This is a genomic window from Leisingera coralii (assembly GCF_049056525.1).
Taxonomy (GTDB): Bacteria; Pseudomonadota; Alphaproteobacteria; order Rhodobacterales; family Rhodobacteraceae; genus Leisingera; species Leisingera coralii.
Map to the genome: position 1 here is coordinate 1 of NZ_JBHUPT010000057.1, position 12695 is coordinate 12695.

Genomic DNA, 12695 nt, shown 5'->3' on the forward strand with positions numbered 1-12695 from the left:
CCCCGCGCCGCGCGCAGGCGCGGCGCCCGGCCCAAGGCCGCCAAGGGGGCATCAGCCCCGCTGATGGCACCTGCGGGCGCGGGAGCCCGCGCCTGCCTGCCAGGCGCACGTGGCGGTCAGTAGGGGTGGATACGCCCGTCCCAGGTGTGAAAGCAGCCGGTGGTCTCCAGCGACAGCACCTCGAACTCGTTGATCAGCCCGGCAACCGACTCTGCCACCGTGATGTCGCCCTCATCGCCGCCCATGTCGGTGCGCACCCAGCCCGGGTGGTAGATACCGACGGCAATCCCCTCCGGCTGCAGGTCGGCAGCCAGGTTGCGCCCGATGTTGAGCGCCGCCGCCTTGGAGGCGCGGTAGGCATAGCTGCCGCCCGGCGCCAGCGACTGGCTGGCCATCTGCGACGACATGATGGCGATCTTCGGCTCGTCCGCCAGCCGCAGGTTGGGCAGCATCGCCTGCACCGTCAGGAACACGCCGGTCACATTGGCCGCCAGCGTCTTGGCCCAGACCTCGGCCGAGTAATCCTCCAGCCCCATCGCCTTGTCGATATAAACCCCGGCATTGCACACCAGCAGGTCCACCGGCCGGTTCCGGATCTGGGCGGCAAACCGCGCCTGCTGGCCGGGGTCGGAGACATCCAGCTTCACCCCCGAGGAATGATCCCGCGAGGTGCCGGTCACCTCGTGGCCCGCCTCCCGCAGCTGTTTCACCAGCTCCTTGCCGATACCGCGGCTGGTTCCCGTCACAACTGCATGCATGCTGCCCTGCCCCTCAATTCGATTTGCGCCCGGGGCGGAACGGCAGCGGCATCACCGGCACGCCTTCCTCGATCAGCTCCCGCGCCTCATCCAGCTTTGCCTCGCCATGAATGGCCCGCTCCGGCGCCTCGCCCAGATGCATCGCCCGCGCCTCCCGGACAAAGTCGCCGCCAACGTAATCGGAGTTCTCCTCAACCTTCCGGCGCAGCTCGGCAATTGCCTTCTCGACCTCTCCCGAAGGGCGGCTCAGCAGGCCCGGCCCGTGCTGCGCCGCCGCAGGCGCGGGCACCGGAGCAGAAGACGGAACCGCTGCGGAGGCTTCTGCGGCCTGCGGTTCAGGCTCGCCAACAGCGGACACCGCCTTGCGCCCCGGGCGCACCCGCGGCGCCATGATCGCCTTTGTCACTTCGGTGCCGCCGCAAACCGCACAGGACACCATGCCGGCCGCTGCCAGCTTGTCAAACGCCGCCGCAGACTGGAACCAGCTGTCAAAGCTGTGGCCTTCTGCGCATTTGAGGCTGTATTGAATCATGCTTTCTCTCATAGCAGGAAGAGGCGATTAAATCTCCCTTTCCGGCAAGTGCAAGAGCCCTTGGCGCCTAAACGGCCCCACCGGGGTGCTGCAGCCGCTGCCGCAGCCGCGCTGCCAGCTCCTCCTGCGGCGTGCCGGCCTCTACCGCCAGCCGCCGCAGGCCGAAATGCACATGCGCCATCTCCCGGTAATAGCCGGAGAAAACATAGTTCACCGCCGCCCCGGCCACCGCACCGGCAACCGGCACCGCCTGCGCCGCCAGCTTCTGCCCCAGCACCGCCCCCAGCTTGGGCGCCACCTGGGCGATCAGCTTGTGCACTCCGCCGGGCAGCCCCAGCCGCAGCGAGACAAAGCCCAGATCGGCCCCGTCATCCTCCGCCAGCGGGCCCGCTGCGGCAAACACCTGGATGCAGTCGAAGGTCACGCTCTCGGCCTCCGGGTCAAAGCCTTCGGCGGCGGCGGCGCTCTGGATGGTGCGCAGCAGAAAGGCGGTGGTTGCAGGCAGCTCCACCAGCGCCCCGGGCAGGCCCGCCGCGCCGCCCGCCGCGCCCATTGCAGCGCTCACCATGCGGTCGACCCCGGGTTTCTGGTCCGGCACCAGGCGGCGCGACCGGGTGGCGCCCTTCATCGCCAGCTGCAAGGCGGTTTCCGTGGCGCCGGTCAGCCCGGCGCGCACCGGCGCCGGCAAGCGTTCCAGCAGGCTCTCGCCGCTGCCGCCCAGCCGGTTCATCAGGTCCACACCAAACCCGCCCGCCGCGTGATAGCGTTTGGCCAGCGCGTCCAGTTCCGCCTCGACCTCCTGCGGGGTAATCTCCCGCGCATTGCTCAGAATTTCCGCCACATCCGTCTCCTCTGCCTGCTAAAGAGATCGGCAGAACGGGCGGCGATTTCAACCCTGCCAGCGGGTGACCTGGCCCCGGATGCCGTCCCAGGCACCCTCCTGCAGCGCCATCCCCAGCACCCGGTCGGGGTTGGTGGGGGGCGGCATTTCAACCCCCTCCAGCCGGGTGAAGCCAAAGCGCAGATAATAGGGCGCATCGCCCACCAGCATCACACGCGCCCAGCCGCTTTCCTCCGCCTTGGCCAGGCTGTCGCGAATCAGCGACCCGCCCAGCCCCTCGCCCTGCCGCGTCGGGTGCACCGCCACCGGCCCCAGCAAGAGCGCAGGCGCTTCCCCGACCAGCACCGGCCAGAACCGGATCGCCGCGGCCAGGATGCCGTCGCTGTCGCGCGCCACCTGGCTCAGGCCCGCCACCGGCGGCACCCCGTCGCGCAGCCGGTACGAGGACAGCGCCTCGCGGCCCGGCGCAAAGCACAGGTCGTAAAGCGCCTCGACCTCCCACCGGTCGTCCGGCTGTTCCGCTTGCAATTCGATCACGCTGCCCTGCCTCCGCCAAATTCCCCTGCGGGCTGGCATTTGGCCTAACACGGGCGTAAGGCTTGGGCAAACACCTAAGCCACAGAACAGGAAGCCGGAATGTTCTACCGCCCCGAGGATGGCCACGGCCTGCCCCACAACCCGTTCAACGCCATTGTCACGCCGCGGCCCATCGGCTGGATCTCCTCGCGCTCCGCGGACGGGGTCAACAACCTGGCGCCCTACTCCTTCTTCAACGCGGTGGCCTACACGCCGCCGCAGGTGATGTTTGCCTCCACCAGCGCCAAGCCGGACCAGGACGGCACCAAGGACAGCGTCGCCAATATCGAGGCCACCGGCGTCTTTTGCGTCAACGTGGTCTCCTATGCGCTGCGCGATGCGATGAACGCCAGCTCCGGCGCGCTGCCCAAGGACGAGGACGAGTTCGCCCATGCGGGCCTGACCGCGCTTGAGTGCGAAACCATCGCCTGCGCCCGCGTCGCCGAAGCCCCGGCGGCACTGGAATGCAAGCTCACCCGGATCGTGACCCTGCCGGGCGAGGCCAACAAGGTGGTGTTCGGCGAAGTGACCGGCGTGCACATGCGCGACGAATGCCTCAAGGACGGCGCCTTCGACGTCACCACCTTCCAGCCGCTCGCGCGCCTCGGCTACCGCGACTATTCGGTGGTGCGCGACCTGTTTCCGCTCTCCCGCCCCGACGACTGAGGCCCGCGATGCCGCTTCCCGATCCCCGGAAACGCAATCCGATCATCCTGCCGGACGGCACGCCGCACGCGGGCACCGTGATGCTCGCCCGGGTGCTGGACCATCCCAATATCCAGGCGGGCGACTACAGCTACGCCTCCGATTTCGAGCCGCCGGACAATTGGGCGCAGCACCTGGCCCCCTACCTGTTCCCCGGCGCCCGCGAGCGGCTGGTGATCGGCCGCTTCTGCCAGATCGCCCACGGCGCGCGCTTCATCACCGCCTCGGCCAACCACGCGCAGGAAGGTCTCAGCTGCTACCCCTTCCCGGTGTTCGATCCCAGCCAGATGGCCGGTTTCCAGCCCGACACCCGCGACACGGTGGTGGGCAACGATGTCTGGATCGGCTACGGCGCCCTGATCCTGCCCGGCGCCCGCATCGGCGACGGCGCCATCGTCGGCGCAGGCGCCGTGGTGCGCGGCACGGTGCCGCCCTATGCCATCGTCACCGGCAACCCGGGCACGGTGCAAAGCTTCCGCTTCCCCAAACCGCAGATCGCCCGCCTGCTGGCGCTCAAATGGTGGGACTGGCCGGCAGAGCTGATCACCCGCGCCGAACCCGCGCTCTTGTCCGGCGACCTCGACATGCTCGAAACCCTCGCCCCCGATTAACCCCCTGCCCCAAGCACCTGCTGGTCCGGAGCCGCCGTCGCCTGAGACCGGACGGGCACCGGCCGCAGCGGCGGGCCAGCAGAATTGCCGAGGCTCCGCGCCGCCAGGCGTGGATACGGCCATTGTGCTTGCCCGGCGCGAGGAGCGGTGGCAGGCACGGATCAGGGGATGGGGGATCCGGACCAACGTTTGCTGGTATGGTGAGCCAGAAGCCCCCTTTCAAACAAAAAACCCGCGGCTCACCGGAACCGCGGGTTTCTCTTCAGTCCGTCCGGCGTCAGTGGCCGCCCAGGATCCCGGTCCTGACCGAGTAGTCCACCGCGACCTCGTATTCCGGGTCGTCATCGCTATCGACCATCAGATGCCCCGCCTTGGTCAGCAGCTGGTGGCAGTCGCGGCTCAGGTGCCGCAGCACCAGCTTCTTGCCTTCGGCTTCATACTTGCCGGCCACCGCCTCGATCGCCTGCAGCGCCGACTGGTCGACCACCCGGCTGCGGGCAAAGTCCACGATCACCCGCTCCGGATCGCCCGCCACATCGAACAGCTCGATGAACCCGTCGGTGGAGCCAAAGAACAGCGGCCCCTCGATCTCATAGACCTTGGCGCCCTTGTCGCTTTCGGACTCGCGGGTATAGGCGTGGATGCGGCGCGCATTGTTCCAGGCATAGGCCAGCGCCGAGACGATCACACCCACAACCACCGCAATCGCCAGGTCGGTCATCACCGTCACCACGGTCACCAGCACGATCACAAAGGCGTCCATCGCCGGCACCTTGGTCATGATCTTGAGGCTGTTCCAGGCAAAGGTGCCGATCACCACCATGAACATCACACCCACGAGTGCGGCCAGCGGGATCTGCTCGATCAGCGGCGAGGCCACCACGATAAAGGCCAGCAGGAACAGCGCCGCGGCAATGCCCGCAATCCGCGTCCGGCCGCCCGATTTCACGTTGATCATCGACTGGCCGATCATCGCGCAGCCGCCCATGCCGCCAAAGAAGCCGGTCACCACATTGGAGGCGCCTTGCGCAATGCACTCCTGCGAGGCACCGCCGCGCTTGCCGGTGATCTCCCCCACCAGGTTCAGGGTCAGCAGGCTCTCGATCAGGCCGATGGCCGCCAGGATCACCGCATAGGGCAGGATGATCTCAAAGGTCTCCCAGTTCAGCGGCACCATCGGAATATGGAAGGCCGGCAGCCCGCCCTCGATCGAGGCCATGTCACCCACCCGCGGCACATCCAGCCCCATGGCGATCACCAGCACCGCCACGATGCCGATCCCCGCCAGCGGCGCCGGGATCACCGATGTGATCTTGGGCATCCCCCAGATGATCACCATGGTCAGCGCCACCAGTCCCAGCATCAGCAGCAGCGAACCGCCCTGCAGCCACTCCGCACCGCCGGTTGCCGGATCCTTGAACTGGGTCAGCTGCGCCAGGAAGATCACGATGGCAAGGCCGTTCACGAACCCCAGCATCACCGGATGCGGCACCAGGCGGATGAACTTGCCCCAGTGCATGACACCCGCAAAGATCTGCAAAATCCCCATCAGCACCACGGTGGCAAACAGGTATTCCACCCCATGCTCGGCCACCAGCGCCACCATCACCACCGCCAGCGCGCCGGTCGCGCCGGAGATCATTCCCGGCCGGCCACCAAACACCGCAGTGATTAGCCCCACCATAAAGGCGGCATACAGCCCGACCAGCGGATGTACCCCTGCCACGAATGCAAAGGCCACCGCCTCCGGCACCAGCGCCAGCGCCACGGTGAGGCCGGACAGCAATTCGGTGCGCACACGGGCCACGGTAAAGCCCTCGTCCTGCATGATGGAGAGGTTGGGCGGGGATATCTGCTTGGCCAGCAAAGCCATGGCTGCGCGTCTCATGTCTGGTACCTGTGCTCGGGAGGGGAGTGTTCGCTGCCCGCCCCTAGCGGAAATACGCCAACGGGGCAAGGGTGCGGGGTGTGTGCGGCCCGTCGCGCGAACGTGAATTGCAACAACAGCCTGCCATACACAGGTTCAACCGCAGCACATTCCGTGGGGAAATGTTAATGCGCATCCTGCTTGCCTGCCTTGCCCTCGCCGCCGCCCCTGCCTTTGCGCAGGACCGGGCCGGAAATGACACCGCCAGCGACTGGCGGGTCAAACACTATGAAAGCTTTGGCATCTGGACCTCCGTCTGCGACGAGCGCGAGGAAGCTGGCGCGCTGATGCAGCGCTGTTACATCCGCTGGGTGGATGTGTTCTCGCCACGCCCCAAGTTCGCCGGCCAGTTCCTGTTCCTCACACCTGACGCGGACGGCTGGAAGGTGGAATTCGGCATCGAGCCCGGAACCCTGTTCAGCCCCGGCGGGTTCCGTATCGAACAGGAGGGAGAGGTCACCTGGCGCAGCCTGCACCCCGGCTGCCTCACCGGCCTCAGCTGCAGCTTTACCGGCGCGGGCGCAGATGAGCTGATTGCGCAGATGCAGGACGGCGGCGCCTTCCGCTTCACCTTCCGCGACCGGCACGGTCAGGCGCAGGATCTCACCTGGCCGCTCGAAGGGTTTGATGCAGCCTTTGCCGATTTTCAGGCTGCCGCCATGGCCCGCAGCCTTGTCAACTAGCCCTTGGGGGAAGGTCAGCAATTCTGCCATGCCAAGCTTCTGGCCGCTTTGCAGCAATCCTGCCCGCCCGGCACTCGCCCGCCTAGCGGCGGGTGGCCCCCGCTCCTTCCTCTTGAAAAAAATTTCCCCGCCGGAGGCTCCCGCCCTTCCGGCAGCCGCCCGGTGTACAGGGGGTGCACAGGGGGTGCACACATGTCACCCCCTGTTTATCTCCCCGGGCTTGCCAAATCCCGCCCCGCTTGCGCATAACCCGAACAACAGCATCAGGAGGGCAGCACGTGACCGCAGCAGAACCCCGTGAAACCATGATTGCCGTGATCGGCGGCTCGGGCATTTATGAGATCGACGGGCTGGAAGGTGCCGAGTGGGTCTCGGTCGGCACCCCCTGGGGGGCGCCGTCGGATCACATTCTGACCGGCTCTCTGGGCGGCGTGAAGATGGCCTTCCTGCCCCGCCACGGCCGCGGCCATGTGCATTCCCCGACCGAGGTCCCCTACCGCGCCAATATCGACGCGCTGAAGCGGCTGGGGGTGACCGACGTGTTCTCCGTTTCCGCCTGCGGCTCGTTCCGCGAGGAGATGGCGCCGGGCGATTTTGTCGTTGTGGATCAGTTCATTGACCGGACGTTTGCGCGCGAGAAGAGCTTCTTCGGCACCGGCTGCGTGGCGCATGTGAGCGTTGCGCATCCAACCTGCGAGCGGCTCTCGGACGCGGCAGAAGCGGCAGGCAGGGATGCCGGTATCAAGATCCACCGCGGCGGCACCTACCTGTGCATGGAAGGGCCGCAGTTCTCCTCGATGGCGGAAAGCAAGATGTACCGCGAGCAATGGGGCTGCGACGTGATCGGCATGACCAACATGCCCGAGGCTAAGCTCGCCCGCGAGGCGGAGCTGTGTTACGCTTCCATCGCCATGGTCACCGATTACGACAGCTGGCACCCGGAGCACGGAGCGGTGGAAATCACTGATATCATTGCGACTTTGCAGGGCAACTCCGCCAACGCCCGCGAACTGGTGCGCCGCCTGCCCGACCTGCTGGGCCAGCAGCGCGCAGACTGCCCGCACGGCTGCGACAAGGCACTGGAATACGCCATCATGACCGCACCGGAGCGGCGGGATCCGGCGCTTCTGGCCAAGCTGGACGCGGTGGCAGGCCGGGTGCTGGGCTGAATCCCGGCGGCAACAGGTTGCACATATCGGGGCGGGCCAGAGGGTGCCGCCCCCTTTTATTTCCCCGATCGGATCCCTTTATCAGCCAGTAGGATTTGTCTCAGGATTTCAGGACCTTTTCATGCGCCTTCACGGTTTGGACATCGCCCGTTTCCTCGCCTTCTGCGGCATGGTGCTGGTCAACTTCCGGATCGCGGCGCAAGTGACCCCGGGCACGGATGCCATCTCGCTGTTCACAAACGGCCTGGAGGGCCGCGCCGCCGCGCTGTTCGTCGTCCTTGCCGGGGTTGGCCTGTCGCTGGGCAGGCCGAACCGGGCAACCCTGTTCCGCCGCGCGGTATTCCTGTTCCTGATCGGACTGCTGAACCTGACCATCTTCGACGCCGATATCCTGCACTTTTACGCGCTCTACTTCCTGGTAGCGCTGCCGTTCCTGACAGCCTCCGGCCGGGTCCTGCTGCTGGCCGCCGGCGGCACGGTGCTGATCGGCCTGATCAGCCTTCTGGCACTGGATTACGAGGCGCATTGGGACTGGGAGACGCTGACCTACGCGGAGCTCTGGACGCCGGAGGGCTTCCTGCGCCATTCCTTCTTCAATGGCTGGCACCCTGTGTTTCCCTGGGCGGTCTTCCTGTTCCTGGGCATGTGGACCGGCCGCCTGAACCTTGCCAGCCGGTCCGTGCAGGCGCGTCTGGTTCTGTGGGGCGCGGCGGCCTCAGCGCTGGCGGTCTTGCCCGGATTTCTGGTGCAGGACCCGGAGCTGGTAGAGCTTCTGGGCACCAGCGCCATTCCTCCCGGGCCTTTCTATATCCTCGCGGCCTCCGGCAGCGCACTGGCGGTGATCGGGTTGGTGCTGGCCATCACGCCGGCGCTGGACAAGGCAGGCCTAGCCGAATGGCTGGCAGCTCCGGGCCAGCAGGCACTCAGCCTCTATGCGGCCCACATCCTGCTCGGCATGGGCACGTTGGAGGCCATGGGCCAGCTCGATGGCTCGCTGACGGCCGAACAGATCTTTGGCTACTCGCTGGGCTTCTGTGCCCTGTGCATGGTGGCGGCCTGGGTCTGGAACCTCTTTGCCAGACGCGGGCCGCTGGAGGCACTGATGCGCTGGAGCACCAGCTTTCCCCGTTGAGATCCGCTGACGGACCTGCCGCTGCGCCGCTAGCGCTTGCTGTTTTCCTTCAGGAACTTGCGGATGAAGTGGCGGATTTCACGGGCAGCCGAGGTGTCCAGGTCCTTGCACAGCTCGACAAAGGCGTCCCGGTCCTCCTTGTTCAGGCGCAGGATCAGCTGGCTGTCTTTCTTGCTGCCTTTCTTGTCCTTCCTGGCCACCCGCCTGCTCCCCCTCGTGCCGCGGCGTTGATTTGCGGCGCATTTGTATATACATTTAATATACCGGCGCAGCCGCCTGAAGCTGCGCAAAACCAGTGTAACGTTAAACAGTCGAGGCAGATCAACCATGAACATTAACGCCGCCCAAAGTCTTCTGGTCCTGCGCCGCCGTGACTGGCGCCGCGCGCATCTGGCCTGGATTCCGGAAAGCCTCTACCGCAGCTACCTTTCGCGGCGGAAAATCCGGCACGCGAAGTAACGTCACCGGAACAGCCTCCGGTTCCCCCTTGCATGACGGCGCGGCTTCGGCCAAACCCCCTGTGCCCGGCAGCGCTGCCGGGCCGCCGGAACCGATGCGCCAAGGGGAGCCAAGCCGATGCCCAAGAAGACCGCCGTCAAGGATTACATCCGCACCATCGTCGACTTCCCGCACGAAGGGATCATGTTCCGCGATGTGACCACCCTGTTTGCCGACCCGCGCGGTTTCCGCATGGCGATCGACCAGATGCTGCACCCCTACGCGGGCGAGCAGATCGACAAGGTTGTGGGGCTTGAGGCGCGCGGCTTTATCCTGGGCGGCGCAATTGCGCATCAGCTGAGCGTCGGTTTCGTGCCGATCCGCAAGAAGGGCAAGCTGCCCGGCACCACCATCAGCCAAGAGTACAAGCTGGAATACGGCGAGGCGATTGTCGAGATCCACGACGATGCGATCAAGCCGGGCGAGAAGATCCTGGTGGTGGATGACCTGCTGGCCACCGGCGGCACCGCGGGTGCGGGTATCAAGCTGATCGAGCGGCTGGGCGGCGAAATCGTGTCCTGCTCCTTCATCGTCGACCTGCCGGAGCTGGGCGGCCGCAAGCTTTTGGAGAGCATGGGCATGGACGTGCACGTCCTCTGCGAGTTCGAAGGGCTCTGAGCCGGTCCTGTCAAACGGCCCAGTGTATTAAGCGCAGACCGCGCGGCTCTCCCGCCCGTCATACGCCATTTTTGTAAAAAATGACTTTGCCGGTTGGGCATGGCCTTTCAGGTGCCCCGGAAGGGCACCTGAAAGGCGTGCCGCGCGGATGCGCGGCGCCGGGCCCAAAGCCGCCAGGCGGTCCGGCGCAGCCGGGCAGCCGCGGGTGCGGGAGCCTTCCCGTTTCCAGAATGATCAAACGGATTTGAGCACCGCGCCCGGGTTCATGATGCCATTGGGATCCAGCGCCTGTTTGATGGCCCGCATGGCCGCCAGCTTGACCGGATCGCCGTAGCGCTCCAGGTCGCCGGTCTTCATCCGTCCTACGCCATGCTCCGCGCTGAACGAGCCGCCGAAGGTGTGGACCAGGTCATGCACGGCCTTCTTCACGGCGCCGCGCAAGTGGTCGTAGTCGTCCCGCTTGCGGCCTTTGGGCGGGAACACATTGTAGTGCAGGTTGCCGTCGCCCAGGTGGCCGAAACAGTTGATGCGGAACGCGCCCAGTGCCGCCACCGCCTGTTGGCCGCGCTCAATGAACGCCGGGATTGCCGAGATCGGCACCGAGATGTCATGGCTTGAAATCGCGCCAATCGCCTTGTTGGCCACCGGGATATGCTCGCGCAGCGACCACAGCGCCTGCCGCTGCGCCTCAGATTGGGCAATGACGCCATCCTGCGCGAGCCCGGCCTGTTCGGCTGCGGCGTACAGCACTGCCAGGGCGGTTTCAGGGTCCAGCCCGCGCGGCAGCCCCACTTCAATCAGCACAGACCATTCCGGCGCAAGGGCAAACGGCTGGCGCACCTGCGGCTGGGTTTCGGCCAGGAACTCCAGCCCCTGCCGGTGGATCAGTTCAAAGGCGCTGACGGCCTCCCCTGCCTGATCCCGGGCCAGCGCCAGCAGCGCGATGGCCGCCTCCGGATCTTTCACAGTAAAGATGGCCGTGCCCTGCCCTGCCGGGATGGGCGACAGTTTCAGGGCCGCAGCGGTGATCACCCCCAGGGTGCCCTCGGCGCCGATCAGCAGGTTCTTCAGGTCATAGCCGGTGTTGTCCTTCCTGAGCCGCGACAGCCCGTGCCAGATCTCCCCCGTCGGCAGCACCGCCTCCAGCCCCAGGCAGAGGTCACGGGCATTGCCGTAGCGCAGCACGTTGACGCCGCCGGCATTGGTCGAGAGGTTGCCGCCGATCCGGGCCGAGCCTTCCGCCGCCAGCGACAGGGGGAACAGCCGTCCGGCATCCTGCGCCGCGGCCTGAACGTCGGCCAGAATGGCGCCTGCCTCGGCGATGATCACGTTTTCCTGCGGGTGGACAGCCCGGATCGCGGCCATCCGCTCCAGCGACAGCAGCAGCGGCGCGGGGCCCTCCGGCATCACCTGGCCGCCGACCAGCCCGGTGCCGCCGCCGTAGGGGACCACCGGCACCCGGGCGGCATTGGCCTCGCGAACCAAAACTGAGATCTGCTCCACGTTCTGCGGCAGCGCCAGCACTCCGGCCTGCCCCTGATAACGGCCGCGCGGCTCCTCCAGGTGGCGCGGCTCCGGCTGGCGCAGCACGCCTTCGGGCAGCAGGGCGGAGAGACGGGCGGCAAAGGCGGGATCGGCGGGGGTCAAGCTCATGCCTTATCCATGCCGCAAGGCCTGGCAGCTGGCAAGCGGGCTCATTCCCCGTCCAGCAGGTACTTGGGCCGCAGCACATGGATGGTCGGGCGGCTGGGCAGGCTGCGCAGCGAGACGGTGAGCGTGCTGCTGCCGTCGTTCACAACATCGAACTCCGGGCCGATCCGGGCCAGGAAGCGCTCCAGCGAGTAGTCGCTGAACCAATGCATCGGGATGATGACAGAGGACCGCAGCCGCCCAAGCACCTCCAACATCTGATCCAGCGGCAGGGTGATGCCGCCGTCCACCGCCGCCATCACCACATCCAGCCGCCCCAGCGCGGCGTATTGTTCCGGCGTCGGCACATGGTGCAGGTGGCCCAAGTGGCCGATGCACAGGCCAGCGGCCTCGAACACAAAGATCGAGTTGCCCCGCTGCTCCACCCCGCCGAACATGTTGCGGATGTCGGTCGGGACATTGCGGATCAGCATCTCGCCCAGGTCGAGGTGATGGTCGATGCCCGCGCCGAAAGGACCCCAGCCTTCCAGCACATGCGGGATCGCGGGGTCGGGGTGCGCGGTCCAATGGGTTTCATGGGCGTGGTTCATGGTGACGACATCGGGGATCAGCGGCGCAGCCCCGGTGAAGCCGGTAAAATCGGTGACCACGTTCAGCCCGCCTTCGGTGCGCAGCAGAAAGGAGGCATGGGCAATATAGCGGATCAGCACGCTGTCCTTGGCCACCGGGTCCTGCCAGCTGGCCTTGTGCAGGTAGCTCAGGCCGGGCGTGTCCTGCGCCAGGGCGATGCAGTGGCTGGGACGCCGCTCCTGGGCGTGGAGGGCACCGGTACAGAGGATCAGCCAAAGAAAACAACAGAGCGCGCGCATGGAGCAGGTTCTAGGGCGCAATCCACCGCTGTCAGCCCCCGGCGCGAAAAAACCCGGGGGGGCGCTCCCGCCCGCTCCGGCGGAATTGGAAATTCCGCCTTGCGGTTGGGCCTGGCGCCGGGCCTG

The 12695-nt window shown here is 66.6% G+C and carries 14 protein-coding genes; 6 read left to right on the plus strand and 8 right to left on the minus strand.

The genetic code is table 11. From position 1 onward, the window contains the following. Positions 1-116: 116 nt before the first annotated feature. The 4 genes from ACFMBG_RS17255 to ACFMBG_RS17270 all read right to left on the minus strand — a co-directional run bounded on the left by ACFMBG_RS17255 (position 117) and on the right by ACFMBG_RS17270 (position 2668). Positions 117-758 carry an SDR family oxidoreductase gene (locus tag ACFMBG_RS17255; RefSeq protein WP_421055940.1) on the minus strand — a complete coding sequence of 214 codons (642 nt, stop codon included), beginning with the start codon at positions 756-758 and terminating at the stop codon, positions 117-119. Positions 759-771: 13 nt separating this feature from the next. Then, positions 772-1290: a DUF1178 family protein gene (locus ACFMBG_RS17260; RefSeq protein ID WP_421055941.1), complete on the minus strand. Its 519-nt coding sequence runs from the start codon at positions 1288-1290 to the stop codon at positions 772-774. Positions 1291-1357: 67 nt separating this feature from the next. Beyond that, a complete protein-coding gene (locus tag ACFMBG_RS17265) occupies positions 1358-2131 on the minus strand; it encodes an EcsC family protein (RefSeq protein ID WP_421055942.1) in 774 nt (257 codons plus the stop codon). Positions 2132-2179: 48 nt separating this feature from the next. After that, positions 2180-2668 (minus strand): GNAT family N-acetyltransferase, encoded by a 489-nt coding sequence (locus ACFMBG_RS17270; protein ID WP_421055943.1) that lies wholly within the window; start codon positions 2666-2668, stop codon positions 2180-2182. Between the two features lie 99 nt (positions 2669-2767). On the opposite strand from ACFMBG_RS17270, the gene ACFMBG_RS17275 reads away from it, so the two are divergent. Both ACFMBG_RS17275 and ACFMBG_RS17280 read left to right on the plus strand, forming a co-directional pair. Further along, positions 2768-3373, plus strand: coding sequence for a flavin reductase family protein (locus tag ACFMBG_RS17275; RefSeq protein WP_421055944.1), 606 nt, complete (start codon positions 2768-2770; stop codon positions 3371-3373). An 8-nt stretch (positions 3374-3381) separates the two neighbouring features. Beyond that, a complete protein-coding gene (locus ACFMBG_RS17280) occupies positions 3382-4023 on the plus strand; it encodes a CatB-related O-acetyltransferase (RefSeq protein ID WP_421055945.1) in 642 nt (213 codons plus the stop codon). Positions 4024-4300: 277 nt separating this feature from the next. Here the strand turns inward: ACFMBG_RS17280 and ACFMBG_RS17285 are convergent, their stop codons facing one another. Further along, on the minus strand, positions 4301-5911 hold the full coding sequence (locus ACFMBG_RS17285) for a SulP family inorganic anion transporter (RefSeq protein WP_421055946.1): 1611 nt from the start codon (positions 5909-5911) through the stop codon (positions 4301-4303). A 167-nt stretch (positions 5912-6078) separates the two neighbouring features. Between ACFMBG_RS17285 and ACFMBG_RS17290 the strand changes: the two genes are divergently transcribed. The 3 genes from ACFMBG_RS17290 to ACFMBG_RS17300 all read left to right on the plus strand — a co-directional run bounded on the left by ACFMBG_RS17290 (position 6079) and on the right by ACFMBG_RS17300 (position 8934). Then, positions 6079-6633: an invasion associated locus B family protein gene (locus ACFMBG_RS17290; protein ID WP_421055947.1), complete on the plus strand. Its 555-nt coding sequence runs from the start codon at positions 6079-6081 to the stop codon at positions 6631-6633. 305 nt (positions 6634-6938) lie between these two features. Then, on the plus strand, positions 6939-7802 hold the full coding sequence (locus ACFMBG_RS17295) for an S-methyl-5'-thioadenosine phosphorylase (protein ID WP_421055952.1): 864 nt from the start codon (positions 6939-6941) through the stop codon (positions 7800-7802). 121 nt (positions 7803-7923) lie between these two features. Further along, a complete protein-coding gene (locus ACFMBG_RS17300) occupies positions 7924-8934 on the plus strand; it encodes a DUF418 domain-containing protein (RefSeq protein ID WP_421055948.1) in 1011 nt (336 codons plus the stop codon). 29 nt (positions 8935-8963) lie between these two features. On the opposite strand, the gene ACFMBG_RS17305 is transcribed toward ACFMBG_RS17300, so the two are convergent. Beyond that, complete coding sequence (locus ACFMBG_RS17305; RefSeq protein WP_421055949.1) at positions 8964-9134, minus strand: hypothetical protein; 171 nt, start codon at positions 9132-9134, stop codon at positions 8964-8966. 376 nt (positions 9135-9510) lie between these two features. On the opposite strand from ACFMBG_RS17305, the gene ACFMBG_RS17310 reads away from it, so the two are divergent. Next, a complete protein-coding gene (locus ACFMBG_RS17310; RefSeq protein WP_008556837.1) occupies positions 9511-10050 on the plus strand; it encodes an adenine phosphoribosyltransferase in 540 nt (179 codons plus the stop codon). A gap of 234 nt (positions 10051-10284) precedes the next feature. On the opposite strand, the gene ACFMBG_RS17315 is transcribed toward ACFMBG_RS17310, so the two are convergent. Further along, the gene (locus ACFMBG_RS17315; RefSeq protein WP_421055950.1) at positions 10285-11703 is read right to left on the minus strand and encodes an FAD-binding oxidoreductase; all 1419 of its coding nucleotides are present in this window, start codon (positions 11701-11703) and stop codon (positions 10285-10287) included. 41 nt (positions 11704-11744) lie between these two features. Continuing rightward, positions 11745-12569, minus strand: a complete 825-nt coding sequence (locus ACFMBG_RS17320) for an MBL fold metallo-hydrolase (RefSeq protein ID WP_421055951.1) — start codon at positions 12567-12569, stop codon at positions 11745-11747. Positions 12570-12695 lie beyond the last annotated feature (126 nt).

Coding starts and splice junctions, on each gene's coding strand:
- ACFMBG_RS17255 (WP_421055940.1), bottom strand. CDS start 758: ATGCATGCAGTTGTGACGGGAACCAGCCGCGGTATCGGCAAGGAGCTG.
- ACFMBG_RS17260 (WP_421055941.1), bottom strand. CDS start 1,290: ATGATTCAATACAGCCTCAAATGCGCAGAAGGCCACAGCTTTGACAGC.
- ACFMBG_RS17275 (WP_421055944.1), top strand. CDS start 2,768: ATGTTCTACCGCCCCGAGGATGGCCACGGCCTGCCCCACAACCCGTTC.
- ACFMBG_RS17280 (WP_421055945.1), top strand. CDS start 3,382: ATGCCGCTTCCCGATCCCCGGAAACGCAATCCGATCATCCTGCCGGAC.
- ACFMBG_RS17285 (WP_421055946.1), bottom strand. CDS start 5,911: ATGAGACGCGCAGCCATGGCTTTGCTGGCCAAGCAGATATCCCCGCCC.
- ACFMBG_RS17290 (WP_421055947.1), top strand. CDS start 6,079: ATGCGCATCCTGCTTGCCTGCCTTGCCCTCGCCGCCGCCCCTGCCTTT.
- ACFMBG_RS17295 (WP_421055952.1), top strand. CDS start 6,939: ATGATTGCCGTGATCGGCGGCTCGGGCATTTATGAGATCGACGGGCTG.
- ACFMBG_RS17300 (WP_421055948.1), top strand. CDS start 7,924: ATGCGCCTTCACGGTTTGGACATCGCCCGTTTCCTCGCCTTCTGCGGC.
- ACFMBG_RS17310 (WP_008556837.1), top strand. CDS start 9,511: ATGCCCAAGAAGACCGCCGTCAAGGATTACATCCGCACCATCGTCGAC.
- ACFMBG_RS17315 (WP_421055950.1), bottom strand. CDS start 11,703: ATGAGCTTGACCCCCGCCGATCCCGCCTTTGCCGCCCGTCTCTCCGCC.
- ACFMBG_RS17320 (WP_421055951.1), bottom strand. CDS start 12,569: ATGCGCGCGCTCTGTTGTTTTCTTTGGCTGATCCTCTGTACCGGTGCC.